The sequence below is a fragment of the Novosphingobium decolorationis genome (assembly GCF_018417475.1).
Taxonomy (GTDB): Bacteria; Pseudomonadota; Alphaproteobacteria; order Sphingomonadales; family Sphingomonadaceae; genus Novosphingobium; species Novosphingobium decolorationis.
In genome coordinates this window covers 2,969,301-2,982,038 of the sequence record NZ_CP054856.1, presented here as the reverse complement: position 1 = coordinate 2,982,038, position 12,738 = coordinate 2,969,301, and the positions used below count along the sequence as shown (strand labels likewise).

General features: G+C 68.1%; 13 protein-coding genes. 6 read left to right on the top strand and 7 right to left on the bottom strand.

Annotated features, from left to right (window positions below; all coding sequences use genetic code 11):
- Positions 1-2 precede the first annotated feature (2 nt).
- Positions 3-170 (bottom strand): hypothetical protein, encoded by a 168-nt coding sequence (locus HT578_RS13985; protein WP_159108024.1) that lies wholly within the window; start codon positions 168-170, stop codon positions 3-5.
- Between the two features lie 381 nt (positions 171-551).
- Here HT578_RS13985 and thrS point away from each other — a divergent pair, with 381 nt between their 5' ends.
- The 4 genes from thrS to HT578_RS13965 all read left to right on the top strand — a co-directional run bounded on the left by thrS (position 552) and on the right by HT578_RS13965 (position 4,668).
- Complete coding sequence (gene thrS, locus HT578_RS13980) at positions 552-2,564, top strand: threonine--tRNA ligase (protein ID WP_213500127.1); 2,013 nt, start codon at positions 552-554, stop codon at positions 2,562-2,564.
- Positions 2,561-2,995: an acetyltransferase gene (locus HT578_RS13975; RefSeq protein ID WP_213500124.1), complete on the top strand. Its 435-nt coding sequence runs from the start codon at positions 2,561-2,563 to the stop codon at positions 2,993-2,995. The genes thrS and HT578_RS13975 overlap by 4 nt, the downstream gene beginning before the upstream one ends.
- A gap of 3 nt (positions 2,996-2,998) precedes the next feature.
- Positions 2,999-3,673, top strand: coding sequence for a spermidine synthase (locus HT578_RS13970; RefSeq protein ID WP_039389643.1), 675 nt, complete (start codon positions 2,999-3,001; stop codon positions 3,671-3,673).
- A 110-nt stretch (positions 3,674-3,783) separates the two neighbouring features.
- Positions 3,784-4,668 (top strand): GNAT family N-acetyltransferase, encoded by an 885-nt coding sequence (locus HT578_RS13965; RefSeq protein ID WP_213500122.1) that lies wholly within the window; start codon positions 3,784-3,786, stop codon positions 4,666-4,668.
- Between the two features lie 137 nt (positions 4,669-4,805).
- On the opposite strand, the gene HT578_RS13960 is transcribed toward HT578_RS13965, so the two are convergent.
- From HT578_RS13960 to HT578_RS13935, 6 genes are all read right to left on the bottom strand, one after another.
- On the bottom strand, positions 4,806-5,147 hold the full coding sequence (locus HT578_RS13960) for a hypothetical protein (RefSeq protein ID WP_213500120.1): 342 nt from the start codon (positions 5,145-5,147) through the stop codon (positions 4,806-4,808).
- A gap of 40 nt (positions 5,148-5,187) precedes the next feature.
- A complete protein-coding gene (locus HT578_RS13955; RefSeq protein WP_213500118.1) occupies positions 5,188-6,075 on the bottom strand; it encodes a bestrophin family protein in 888 nt (295 codons plus the stop codon).
- On the bottom strand, positions 6,072-6,314 hold the full coding sequence (locus tag HT578_RS13950; protein WP_213500116.1) for a hypothetical protein: 243 nt from the start codon (positions 6,312-6,314) through the stop codon (positions 6,072-6,074). Before HT578_RS13950 ends, HT578_RS13955 begins: the two co-directional genes overlap by 4 nt.
- 201 nt (positions 6,315-6,515) lie before the next feature.
- A complete protein-coding gene (locus HT578_RS13945) occupies positions 6,516-6,665 on the bottom strand; it encodes a hypothetical protein (RefSeq protein ID WP_159108025.1) in 150 nt (49 codons plus the stop codon).
- 34 nt (positions 6,666-6,699) lie between these two features.
- Entirely contained in the window at positions 6,700-7,692 is a 993-nt protein-coding gene (locus HT578_RS13940) for an agmatine deiminase family protein (RefSeq protein WP_239026295.1), read from the bottom strand.
- Position 7,693: 1 nt separating this feature from the next.
- Entirely contained in the window at positions 7,694-9,415 is a 1,722-nt protein-coding gene (locus HT578_RS13935; protein ID WP_239026294.1) for a M28 family metallopeptidase, read from the bottom strand.
- Between the two features lie 121 nt (positions 9,416-9,536).
- Between HT578_RS13935 and HT578_RS13930 the strand changes: the two genes are divergently transcribed.
- Positions 9,537-12,263 (top strand): bifunctional [glutamine synthetase] adenylyltransferase/[glutamine synthetase]-adenylyl-L-tyrosine phosphorylase, encoded by a 2,727-nt coding sequence (locus HT578_RS13930; RefSeq protein ID WP_213500114.1) that lies wholly within the window; start codon positions 9,537-9,539, stop codon positions 12,261-12,263.
- The gene (locus tag HT578_RS13925) at positions 12,260-12,733 is read left to right on the top strand and encodes a peroxiredoxin (RefSeq protein ID WP_213500113.1); all 474 of its coding nucleotides are present in this window, start codon (positions 12,260-12,262) and stop codon (positions 12,731-12,733) included. Before HT578_RS13930 ends, HT578_RS13925 begins: the two co-directional genes overlap by 4 nt.
- The last annotated feature ends 5 nt before the right edge of the window (positions 12,734-12,738 follow it).

Genomic DNA, 12,738 nt, shown 5'->3' with positions numbered 1-12,738 from the left:
GCTCAGCACCCTTTCCCGTGCGTGCGCCCCTTGCGGATGCGCAGGGCCACCATCGCGGGCATGGTCAGGATTGCGGCAATCGTGGTCCAGTCGGGCAGGACCTCGGCGATGTTGAGAAGGGCCACGGCGATCACGCCGCCACCCCAGAGCAGCGAAACATTACGGGACATACGACAAGCTCCCTTGCTTTTGTGTAAAGCTTGCTTGTCATTGCACCGCGAGTCGTGTCAAGTATAGTTGACATAATGACAGGTCGGCCGACGGCGTGGCCCCAGCGGGCCGGGCCGCGTGACTCGCGGGCACTTCCCTGCTAGAAGCGCGTTCGATGACCAAGCGTGTAACACCCACCACGACCACCACCACCCGGCGCGCCCGGGCACGGCAGGTCGTGGGCTGAGACCACGCAGCGCCGTTGCCCGGGCTCGGGCGATGTGGCGTCATTCTCCCGATCCCAAGCCAAAATAGCCGACGCCGGACCTTCCGCGAGGCGTGCGCTTGTGCCAAAGGCCCAAGGCACCGCCCGCGCGGCCCAGGAGCGAAAGACGAGTTCGATGTCCGAGATGTTCAAGATCAGCCTTCCCGACGGTTCCGTGCGCGAGATGCCCGAAGGCGCGACTCCGCTCGACGTGGCCGCGGCCATCGGCCCGGGCCTCGCCAAGGCGGCGCTCGCCGCCCGTGTCGACGGCGAACTGGTCGACCTCACCCGCCCCTTCCAAGGCGATGCGCAGCTCGCGCTGGTGACGGCCAAGGATGAGGCCGAGGCACTGGATCTCGCTCGCCACGACTACGCCCACGTGCTGGCCGAGGCGGTGCAGGCGCTCTGGCCCGGCACGCAGATCACCTTCGGCCCCTCGACCGATGACGGCTTCTACTACGACGTGATGGCGCCTGCAGGCCGCGCGCCCTTCTCGATGGACGATCTTCCCGCCATCGAGGAAAAGATGCGCGAGATCATCAAGGCCGACAAGCCGCTGGTGCGCGAGGTCTGGACCCGCGAGCAGCTGATCGCCAAGTGGACCGCCGAAGGCGAGACCTTCAAGGCGGAATGGGCCGCCGAGCTTCCCGGCGACGAGGACCTTACCGTCTACTGGTCGGGCCAGCCCCATTCCGAAGGCGCCTGGCTCGACATGTGCCGTGGGCCCCACCTGCCCTCCACCGGCAAGCTTGACCCGGCCGCCTTCAAGCTGATGCGCGTGGCCGGCGCCTACTGGCGCGGTGACCAGAAGAACGCGCAGCTGACCCGCATCTACGGCACCGGCTGGCTCAACAAGAAGCAGCTCAACGCCCACCTCACGCGCCTCGAAGAGGCCGCCAAGCGCGACCACCGCAAGCTGGGCGGCGAGATGGACCTGTTCCACCTGCAGCAGGAAGCCCACGGTTCGGTGTTCTGGCACCCCAACGGCTTTACCATCTACCGCGCGCTGGAGGACTACATGCGCCGCGCCATCCACGGCGCCGGCTACCAGGAGGTCAAGACCCCGCAGGTGATGGACGCGCGCCAGTGGGAGCAGTCCGGCCACTGGGGCAAGTACCGCGAAAACATGTTCGTCATTCCCGACGAGACGCCGAACACCGAGGACGAAGGCCCGATCGTTTCCGACGATGCGGACTGGATGGCGCTGAAGCCGATGAACTGCCCCGCGCACGTTCTCATCTTCCGCCAGGGCATCACTTCGTACCGCGAGCTGCCGATCCGCCTCTACGAGAACGGCTGCTGCCACCGCAACGAGCCTCACGGAGCGCTGCACGGGCTGATGCGCGTGCGCCAGTTCACGCAGGACGATGCACACATCTTCTGCCGCGAGGACCAGATCGTCGCCGAAGTGCGCGCCTTCTGCGAACTGGCCGACAAGATCTACAAGGACTTCGGCTTCACCTACTCGATCAAGCTGGCGCTGCGCCCTGAAAAGCGCTTCGGCACCGAGGAGATGTGGGACAAGGCCGAGGACGAACTGCGCAACGCGGTCATCGAGGCGGGCCTTGCCACCGAGGAATACGGCTGGGAGGAACTGCCCGGCGAAGGCGCCTTCTACGCGCCCAAGCTGGAATGGCACCTGACCGACGCGATCGGGCGCACCTGGCAGGTCGGCACGATCCAGTCCGACCGCGTCCTGCCCGAGCGCCTCGATGCCGCCTACATCGGCGAGGACGGCGCCAAGCACCGCCCGGTCATGCTGCACCGCGCGATCTTCGGCTCCTACGAGCGTTTCATCGGCATCCTGATCGAGCACTTCGCGGGCCGCCTCCCGGTCTGGCTCGCCCCCGTGCAGGCGGTGGTTGCCACGATCATCTCGGACGCCGACGACTACGCCAAGGAGGCCGTCGCCAAGCTCAAGGCCGCGGGCATCCGCGTCGAAGCGGACCTGCGCAACGAGAAGATCAACTACAAGGTGCGCGAGCACAGCCTGGCCAAGGTCCCGCACCTGCTCGTCGTGGGCGCGCGCGAGGCCGAGGAAGGCACCGTCGCGATCCGCACGCTGGGCGAGAAGGACCAGAAGGTCATGCCGCTCGACGAGGCCATCGCGATGCTGCGCGAGGCCGCCACGGCCCCGGACCTGCGGTGATCCTCCGGCCGGGCGAGCCCCGCGACGTTTCCCGCGCGCTGGATATCTGGCGCGCGGCCGTCGTGGCCACGCACGGCTTTCTTTCCCCGGACGAGCGCGCGCAGATCGAGGTCCAGGTCGCGGCCATGCTCCCCGAGGTCGCCCTCTGGGTGGCCGAGGACGCCAAGGGCATGGTTCAGGGCTTCCTGGTCTTTGACGGCGACATGATCGAGGCGCTCTTCGTCCACCCCGACGTCCACGGACAGGGTTTCGGCTCCGCGCTGGTCGGCAAGGCGCTCGAGCTGCACCCGGCCCCGCGCGTCGATGCCAACGAGCAGGCCGACAACGCCCTGCCCTTCTACCTTGCGCGCGGCTTCGTGCGCACCGGCCGCTCCCCGACCGACGCCGAGGGGCGTCCCTTTCCCATCGTCCACCTGTGCTATGAAGGCTGAACCATGATCCAGCGCGAACTCCTCGATACGGCATGGGTGCCGGACGGCGAAAAGCTCGAACTCTACCGCCACGACAAGGACTTCATGATCGTCCTTGGCCACAATGAACTCATGTCGACCCGCAAGTGGGGCTCCGAAGAGGCGCTGGCGACGATGAGCTTCGAGCGCATCAAGCACGCCAGGCGCCCGCACATGCTGATTGGCGGCTATGGCATGGGCTTCACCCTGCGCGCCGCGCTGCGGGTCCTGCCCGAGAACGGCAAGGCCACCGTGGTCGAGATCGTGCCCGAGATCATCGAATGGGCGAAGGGCCCGATGAAGGAGCTGGAGGCAGGCTGCCTCGATGATCCGCGCGTCAACCTGATCCTCTCCGACGTGGCCCCCTTCATCGCGGGCGCGGAAGGCGATTACGATGCCATCCTGCTCGATGTCGACAATGGCCCCGACGGCCTTGTGCGCGAGGACAACAATGTCCTCTATTCCAAGTCCGGCCTGCGCGCCGCCAAGCGCGCGCTGACGCCCGACGGCGTGCTCGCGATCTGGTCCGCCGGGCCCGATCCCGACTTCACCCGCCGGCTCGAACGCGCCGGTTTCGCGGTCGAGGAGCGCAAGGTCGCCTCGCGCTCGAACGGCAAGGGGCCCAAGCACGTCATCTGGTTCGCCACGATCCGCGAATAGCCCTGCATCTCGCCATCTTCGGGGCGATGCTGTTGCGCCGATAGAAAGACTTGCACGCCCGCGACGCAACATCGCTGGCAAATCGGCGCAGGCGCATTAGGTTGCCCGGCATGACGCTCAGCGACCTCACCATCCGCGCCATGACCCGCCGCGAAGCCAACCGCCTTGTCGAATGGGCGGCGAACGAAGGCTGGAACCCGGGCCTGCACGATGCCGACCTGTTCTGGGAGGCCGAGCCCAACGCCTTCATCGCCGCCGAGATGGACGGCGAACTGATCGGCGGGGGCACCATCGCCTCCTACGGCGGCGAGTTCGGGTTCATGGGCTTCTTCATCGTGCGCCCCGACTGGCGCGGGCAGGGCCTGGGCGACCGGCTGTGGCAGAACCGGCGCGAGATGCTGCTCTCGCGCCTGAAACCGGGACGCCCCATCGGCATGGACGGCGTCTTCACGATGCAGGACTACTACGCCAAGGGCGGCTTCGTCTTCGCGCACCGCGACCTGCGCTTCCAGTTCACGATCCCCACCGACTGGCCGACAACCGAGGCCGCGATGCGCGCCGATGCCGCCCTGGTCCCGCTGTCCGAAGTGCCTTTCGCCGAGGTCGCAGCCTACGACCGCACCTGCTTTCCCGCCCCGCGCGAGCCGTTCCTCGAACGCTGGATCGCGCAGGAGGGGGCCCTTTCGCTGGGCTATGTGAAGGACGGGAAACTGGCCGGCTTCGGCACGATCCGCCCCTGCCGCGAAGGCACCAAGATCGGCCCGCTCTTCGCCGATGACGACGAGGCCGCCGAAGCGCTCTTCTGCGCGCTGGCCGCACATGGCAAGGACGGCCTCGTCACTCTCGACGTGCCCGAGACGCACCCGGGCGCGATGGCGCTGGTGAAACGCCACGGCCTGCGCGAGGTCTTCGGCTGCGCGCGCATGTACCTGGGACAAGCGCCCGCGCTCGACGAGAAGCGGATCTACGGGATCACGACATTCGAGTTGGGGTAGAAACAGGAAAACCGCTTCAAGGGGCCATCGCTCCTTGACCCCACAAGGGGCAACCTCACCTCTTTCAGCCACCGAGGCGCACGCAAGGTGAGCCAGACAGGTTGGGGAGCCCGAGGGCGATGGCCCTCGGACCGACCTTACTGATCCTGTTCCAGCCGCGCGAGCCAGGCCTGCGCCTGCTTGGGCTCACCCACCGCATGGGAATTCACCGGCCCGCGCGCGGCAAGGAACTCGGCGTGGAGCGCGAAGGGTTCGAGGTCGAGCCGTTCGCGCAGGTCCGCGATCTCGTCGGCCAGCTCCTCCAGTTCGGCAAGCAGCGGCTTGGCCTTGGCCACGTGGGTCTTGTCGCGGGTGTGCCCGAAGAGGCCCCACTGCCCGGCGGCGGTCACCTTGAGCGCGCCAATCAGCGCGGCGGTGTATTCCTCTTCGGCCTCCTCGCGGCGGCGGTCCATGCGTTCAAGACGATCTGCTCGTGCCATGGACCAGCCTATGCGCCGAGGGCCCGCGCAGGGCAAGCGCTTACCAGAGCACGCCGTCCTTCCCCGGCTTGAGCGGCTCGGGCGCCTCCTCGCCGATGCACTGCAGGAGGTCGATCTCGATCGTGCGGCACATCTGGTTGAGCGGCAGGTCGTGGACGTCGTTGGCAAAGGGATCCACCAGTTCATCGCCGATGGTGAGGACGGCAAGGAACATTGCGCCCGCCAGCGTGGAGCCGAGCGGCGTTGCAAACTGCAGCGTCTCGACCAGCCCGATGGGGAGCAGCACGCAGAACATATGCGTGAAGACCGTGGGCAGCCAGCGGTACTGGTGGGGCAGCGGCGTGTTCTTGAGGCGCTCCATGCCCCCTTGCGAATTGGCGATGTCGACCAGAACTGCCTCCATCTGGGCCTGCTGGATGGTGTCGATCCAGCCCTTGCGGCGCGCCTCGTCGATGCGCTGACCAGTGCCATCGAGAATGCCGTTGGCGACGTTGGTGCGCTGGAGCGCTAGGTCCGCCTCGTGCCGGGGAAGGAGGCGGATCACTTCTTCGTCGGGCTTCTGGCGCCTCAGCTGGCAGCGCAGCGCGTGAACATAGGCAATCTGGCGCAGGACAATACGCCGCTTGTAATCCTCCCCTTCCGGGTCGGGCAGGAAGTTGCGGGCCCCGCGCGCGATGTTGCGGCTCGCGTTGATCATCAGGCCCCAGAGCTGGCGGCCTTCCCACCAGCGGTTGTAGGCCGAGTTGCTGCGAAAGCCCAGGAACAGCGCGAGCGCGGAACCAAACAGCGTCACCGGCAGCTCGGGAGCGTCGAAAGGCAGGACGTAGTAGGTGAACGTGACGATCACGTCCCACACGAACAGGACGGCCAGCGGCTTCCAGACTTCGCGGATGATGCGGGCCGGACGGGGGGCCGAAGTAACGATCATGGGTTTCGGACGTCTCCTTTGCGCGGTTCGGCGCGTTCGATCAGGGGCACGGATGCAGGCTTGGCACCGGCCTGCGCCATGGCAGCTGAACTGCCGCTGGCCGGACGGATGCGCAGCCAGTCGACCCGGTCCACCGAGACGAAGAAGGCCAGTACCCCGCACCCGAACAGGAACAGGAGAAAGTTGCCGACGAGCGCTTCGCGCCCTGCGGCGCTTTCGGCTTCACTGAATTGGCGCATGTTCACACTCCCAGATGTGGTGTCGAGGAGGGAAAGTGGGAAGCCTTGGTTACGCCTGCATCAGCCGATTGCGACGAAATCTTGCTGCACTGCGATAGAGAGGTTGTGCAGTGCATCAGACGCGGCCAACAGCGCGCCGGAAGGCCCTGTGCAAAGACCTTCCCCGTCAATCCGATGAAATGTCCGAAAAATGCCGCGGGCTCAGAGCCCGAGATCGACCCCGGCGAGAATCAGCGCGAGCGCACAGCCCGCCACGACCAGGCCGCGCGCCACATCCTGCGCTACGCCCTGCGCCACCGGCAGGGCCGGGCGCCGCGTGAACGGGAAGGCAAGGGCAAGGACTCGGGCCATGACGCTGCTATGCGCCCGAGCCCTTGCAAAAGCGTTAATCACCGCTGGGAAGCGAGGGCATCTGCTGGCTCGAACAGTGGAACGAACCGCCGCCCGCAAGCACCGCATCGGCCATTACGCCGACCGTATCACGGTCGGGGAACAGCTCGGCGATGGCGGTGACGCCTTCCTCGTCGTACTTCGTACCGTAAATGGGCACGACCACCAGGTTCGAGGTGATCGCAAAGTTCATGTAGCTGGCGGGCTCGATCCGCCCGTCCGTTTCGACACGGCCCGGCGAGGGAACTTCGGCCACGCGCACGCCCATCGCCTCGGCGCGGGCCTTGGCATCGGCGTAGATCGCCGCGTTGGGATCGTCCACGCCGGTCGCGCGCGGCAGGGCGAGGACGCCCGGGGCGACGAAGCGCGCGAGGTTGTCGACATGCCCGTCGGTGTGGTCGTTGATGAGGCCATCGCCCAGCCACAGCACCTTGTCGTAGCCCAGATCGCGCTCCAGGCGCAGTTCCAGATCCTGGCGTGTGAGGTGCGGGTTGCGGTTGGGGTTGAGCAGGCACTGCTCGGTCGTGGCGACAAGGCCGGTGCCATCGCCGTCAAGCGCGCCGCCTTCAAGGACCCAGTCCGCCGTCTCGACGGCCAGTCCGGCATCACGGGCGAGCTCGGCGCCGATTTCCTGGTCGCCGTCCATCAGGTACTTGCCGCCCCAGCCGTTGAAGCCGAAGCGCATCGCCTTGCGCGCGCCCTTGGCGTCCATCGTCACCAGAGGCCCTGTATCGCGCAGCCAGACATCGCCGTAGCGGCGCACCTCCAGCGTGACCTTGTCGGAGATGAGCGAAGCCGCACGCGCGCGGTTGGCCTCGTCGCGCACGATCAGACGCACTTCCTGGCCCGCTTCGGCCACGACGCTGGCGAACTGCGCCATCTGCTCCTGCGCAGCCTCCAGGAAGCCGGGCCATTCGACCGGATCGTGCGGGAAGCCGATCCAGATCCAGTCCTGCGGGTGCCACTCGGGGGGAAGGGCGAAAGACAACTCAACAGCCTCCTTGGGATGCCGCGCATGCCTTGTCGCGCACGGCCCTAAATTCATCGTCCTCGTGCCAGTTCGGCCAACTGTCCGAATCGGCGAGATCGCGGCCGAGCCGATAGAAGAGCGACACCTCCTGGACAATGCCATCCCAGTTCCAGTCCGCCGAATATTCGTCGGACGGGGCGTGGTAGCGGTTGGTGACATAGTCTTCGGAAAGCGCATCGCCCGCCGCACGCCCGCCTTCGACGAGGTCGGTGCTGCGCTCGAAGTTGAACATCGGCACGCCCCGCTTGGCAAAGGAGAAGTGGTCCGAGCGGTAGTAGCTGCCCCGCTCCGAGTGGTCTTCGGGCACTTCGCCCAGCCCCTCATCAGCCAGCGCTGCGCGGAACAGCGCGGTCAGGTCCGACTTGTCGCCCCCCACCATCGCAAAACTGCGCGCACGGGGGCCGGGCAGCAGCGCGTCCATGTTCACCCCGCCCACCGTATGATCGAGCGGGAAGACCGGGTTGGCCGCATAGTATTCCGAGCCCAGCAGCCCCGATTCCTCCAGCGTCACGGCGAGGAACACCTGACTGCGCGCGGTGGCCCCTGCCTCGACGTTGGCATTCGCCAGTGCGGTCAGCGCGCCAATCCCGGTCGCGTTATCGACCGCGCCATTGCAGATGTCGTCCCCGCTCGCATCGGGCGTGCAGTGGCCTAGGTGATCCCAGTGCCCGGTATAGAGCACGTATTCATCCGGGCGCTCGGTGCCGGGGAGCACGCCCACCACGTTGTGCGAGGAGGACTTGCGCACCGTGTTGTCGAACCCGAAGCGGACCTTGAGGCCCAGCGGCACCGGCTTGAAGCCGGGCCGCCTCGCCGCTTCGCTCAGTGCCGAAAGGTCCTGCCCCGCGCTCTTCAGCAAGGTCTCGGCGACCGCCTTCTGGATCCAGCCGTTGGCCTTCGTCGCGCTCGCCCCGTCGTCCGGGGTCTGGACGTAATACTGCGCGCCGGTCCAGCTGGAGTTGACGACGTTCCAGCCATAGGCGGCCGGGAAGGTGTCATGCACGATCAGTGCGGCATCGGCGCCCTGCCGGGCCGCTTCCTCGAACTTGTAGGTCCAGCGCCCGTAGTAGGTCATGCGCCGCCCCTTGAAGAGCCCGTCCTCGGTTTGCGCAGCGTAATCGGGATCGTTGACGAGGATGACCGCGGTCTTCCCCTTCATGTCGATCCCGGCGTAGTCGTTCCAGCCCAGTTCGGGCGCGTTGATGCCATAACCCACGAAGACCAGTTCGCTGTCCGCGATGCGCGTCTCGGGCACGACGCGGTAGCTCGCCGCGACGTAGCCATCGCCGTAGCCGAAGGTCTGCGAGGTGCCCTTGCCCGTCACCGCCATCGGGGTGGGATCGGTCGCGGTGATCTCGACCGTGGGGACCTCCTGCAGCCACTCGCCGTGATTGCCCGGCTGCAATCCGGCGGCCTTGAAGCGGGTGATGATCGCATCGAGCACCTTGGGCTCGATCGCGGTGCTGGGCGCGCGGCCCTCCAGCGCATCGGAGGAGAGCGTGGCGGTCACCTCCGCCATGATCGCCCTGGCCTTGCTCGGCAGCGCGTCCGCCGTCTCGTCCGCGACAGGCCGCTCGGGCGGGGGCAGCGCGGTGCCCTTGGGCATGTCGGGCCCGGAGTAGGACGTGGAGGAGCAGGCCGAGAGGCCCAGCGCGGCAAGGAGGAGAAGGCGGTTCTTCACGGGAAGTCCCCTGGATTGGCAATATGGCGCCCCGGCGGCGCCCCTGGCCCAGAGGTGCCAGAGGCGCGCGCGGTGAACAAGGCGCTTGCCCGGCCCAGTCCAAGACGGCAGGACAGGCACCATGACGACGACGACCGGAGAGGACTGGAGCGGCGCGCTCGCGCGTGCACGTGCCCATGCACCGTTTCTTGCAACGCTGCTCGAGCGACGCCCCGAACTGGCCGACGTGCTGGCTGCGGGCGATGGCGAGGCCGCGCTGGCGATGGCGCGCACGGCCGGGGACGGCGCGCCCTCGGTGGGCGCGGCGCTGCGGCGCGAGCGTCAGGCCCTCGCGCTGACGCTGGCGATCGGCGACCTGGCCGGTGCCTTCCCGCTCCTGAAAGTGACGGGCGAGCTGTCCGCCTTTGCCGACCGCGCGCTCGACGCCGCCATCGCCGATGGCATCCGCCGCCGCGCGCCCGACGCCGAGCCCGGCGGATTTCTGGCCCTGGCGCTCGGCAAGCACGGCGCGGGCGAGTTGAACTACAGCTCGGACATCGACCCGATCCTGCTGTTCGATCCCGAGACCCTGCCCCGGCGCGAGCGCGACGATCCGGGCGAGGCCGCCCAGCGCGTCGCGCGCCATGTCGTCCAGACGCTCTCGAACGTCGATGGCGAGGGCTATGTCTTTCGCGTCGACCTGCGCCTGCGCCCGGCCTCGGAAGTCAGCCCGCTTGCCATCTCGATCAACGCCGCGCTCACCCATTACGAAAGCTCGGCGCTCGCCTGGGAGCGCGCCGCCTTCATCCGTGCGCGCGCCTGTGCGGGCGACATCGCGGCAGGCGAGCAGTTCCTCGCCGCGATCCGGCCCTTCGTGTGGCGCAAGAGCCTCGACTTCGGGGCCATTGCCGAGATCGGCCGCCTCACCCGCCAGATCCGCGCCAGCGCACGCGGCACAGAAGCTGTCGGCCCCGGCTTCGACCTCAAGAAAGGCCGCGGCGGCATTCGCGAGATCGAGTTCTACGCCCAGACCCACCAGCTGATCCACGGTGGCCGCCAGCCCGCGCTACGCCTGCGCGGCACGCGCGCGACGCTCGATGCGCTCGCCGGGGCTGGCCTTGTCCCGCCCGAGGACGCGCGCCTCCTGGGCGAAAGCTACGACCGCCTGCGCACCATCGAGCACCGCCTGCAGATGCTGCGCGACCATCAGACGCATTCGCTGCCCACCGACCCCGACGCGCTCGACGCCGCCGCCCGGCTCGATGGCCTTGCCGATGGCGCCGCGCTGGTGGAGGAAGTCGCCGCGATCACGCAGGAGGTGGGCGCGCGCTACGACGCGCTGGTCATGGCCAATACGCCGCTCCAAGCCGACGCGGCCGTTGCCATGCCCGCCCAGGCCAGCCTTCGCGACGAGCTGGAGGACCTGGGCTTCGCCGATCCGGCCGCGCTGGCCGAACGGATCGAGGGCTGGCTCTCCGGGCGGGTGCGCGCCCTGCGCTCGGACGCAGCGCGCGCCGCGTTCGAGGCAATGCGCCCTGAACTCATGGCCGCGCTGGCGCAGGCGCCCGAGCCCGAACGCGCGGTGCTGCGCTGGGAGCAGCTTCTGGGCAACCTGCCCAGCGCCATCAACCTCTTCCGCCTGCTGGAGGCGCGCCCCGCGCTGCTGGGCGTCCTGGTCAACATTCTCAGCCTCGCCCCCCCGCTCGCCGATGCCCTTGCCCGCCGGGCAGACCTCCTCGATCCGCTGATCGACGCCAGCGCCTTCGAGCTTCCCGGCGACGTCGACAGCCTCGTCGCCAATTTCGCGCGCCTTGAGCCGGGCAGCGACTACGAGCGCATTCTCGACACGGTGCGCCGCCGGGTCAGCGAGGCGCGCTTCCGGCTTGGCGTCCAGCTGATCGAAGGCGTCAACGATCCCATCGCCATCGGCCAGGGCCTCGCGCGCATCGCCGAGGCCGCCAGCCTCGTCCTCACCCGCGCGGCGAGCGAGGAGTTTGCCCAGCGCCACGGGACAATCCCCGGGAGCGAAATGGTCGTGCTCGGCCTCGGTCGCTTTGGCGGCGGGATCCTGACCCACGCCTCGGACCTTGACCTCATCTACCTCTTCACCGGCGATTTCCAGGCCGAGAGCGACGGCGAACGCCCGCTGGGCGCCACGCTCTACTACAACCGCCTGTCCAAGCGCGCGATCGCCGCGCTCTCGGTGCCCACCGCCGAGGGCGCGCTCTACGAAGTCGACACGCGCCTGCGCCCCTCGGGCGAACAGGGCCCGCCCGCCGCCTCGCTGGAAAGCTTCCGCCAGTACCAGGGCGAGGACGCCTGGACCTGGGAGCACATGGCGCTGTGCCGCGCGCGCGTCCTCATCGGATCTCCCGAAGCGCGCCTTGCCGTCGAGCACGAGATCGCCCGCGTCCTCACCCGCCCACGCGATCCCGAGGTGCTGCGCGGCGAAGTGCTGGAGATGCGCACCCGCATGGCCGGGCACAAACCCGCCAAGGGCCCGCTCGATGTGAAGCTCGCGCGCGGCGGGCTCGTCGACCTCGAGTTCCTTGTCCACCACGCCCAGCTTGCCAGCGGGCGCGGGCTTGTCCCGGATCTCGGGGCCGCCATCGCCGCGCTCGCGACGCACGGCCTGTTGCCGCAGGACCTGGGCCCCGCGCACGACACGCTCACCCGCTTCCTCGTCGCCGCCCGCCTGCTTGCCCCCGATTCGCAGCTGCCTGTGCCCGCCGCACGGCTGGCCCTCGTGCGCGCATGTGGTTATGGGGACTGGAGCGAACTCGAAACCGCGCTGGCGGGCGCACGCAGCTGCGTGGCCCAGGCCTGGCGCGACGCCTTTGGCGAAGAACTGGAGATTGAGACACCATGACCGAACGCCCCGGCCCCGGCGACGCCTTCCCCGACATTGCCATGGAGACGCCCGAAGGCGGCAGCGTGAAGGCCTCGGACTTTGCGGGCCAGAAGCTCGTCGTGTTCTTCTACCCCAAGGACAACACCCCCGGCTGCACGACCGAGAACATCGACTTTTCCGCGCTCAAGCCGGAGTTCGACGCGGCGGGCGTGGCGCTGCTGGGTGTCAGCAAGGATTCGGCCAAGAAGCACCAGAACTTCATCGCCAAGCATGACCTGAAGGCCCCTCTCGCCACCGATGCGGAAGAGAACGGCCTCTCCGATGCGCTGGGCATCTGGACCGAGAAGAAGAACTACGGCCGCACCTACATGGGCATGGTGCGCACCACCTACCTGATCGACGCCGACGGCAGGATCGCCCAGGTCTGGGACAAGGTGAAGGTCAAGGAGCACGCCAAGGCCGTGCTGGAGGCCGCCAAGGCCCTCTGAACGCC

Excerpts from the sequence above, each read along its gene's own strand:
- HT578_RS13985 (WP_159108024.1), bottom strand. The coding sequence starts at position 170 with ATGTCCCGTAATGTTTCGCTGCTCTGGGGTGGCGGCGTGATCGCCGTG.
- thrS (WP_213500127.1), top strand. The coding sequence starts at position 552 with ATGTCCGAGATGTTCAAGATCAGCCTTCCCGACGGTTCCGTGCGCGAG.
- HT578_RS13970 (WP_039389643.1), top strand. The coding sequence starts at position 2,999 with ATGATCCAGCGCGAACTCCTCGATACGGCATGGGTGCCGGACGGCGAA.
- HT578_RS13965 (WP_213500122.1), top strand. The coding sequence starts at position 3,784 with ATGACGCTCAGCGACCTCACCATCCGCGCCATGACCCGCCGCGAAGCC.
- HT578_RS13960 (WP_213500120.1), bottom strand. The coding sequence starts at position 5,147 with ATGGCACGAGCAGATCGTCTTGAACGCATGGACCGCCGCCGCGAGGAG.
- HT578_RS13955 (WP_213500118.1), bottom strand. The coding sequence starts at position 6,075 with ATGATCGTTACTTCGGCCCCCCGTCCGGCCCGCATCATCCGCGAAGTC.
- HT578_RS13950 (WP_213500116.1), bottom strand. The coding sequence starts at position 6,314 with ATGCGCCAATTCAGTGAAGCCGAAAGCGCCGCAGGGCGCGAAGCGCTC.
- HT578_RS13945 (WP_159108025.1), bottom strand. The coding sequence starts at position 6,665 with ATGGCCCGAGTCCTTGCCCTTGCCTTCCCGTTCACGCGGCGCCCGGCC.
- HT578_RS13930 (WP_213500114.1), top strand. The coding sequence starts at position 9,537 with ATGACGACGACGACCGGAGAGGACTGGAGCGGCGCGCTCGCGCGTGCA.
- HT578_RS13925 (WP_213500113.1), top strand. The coding sequence starts at position 12,260 with ATGACCGAACGCCCCGGCCCCGGCGACGCCTTCCCCGACATTGCCATG.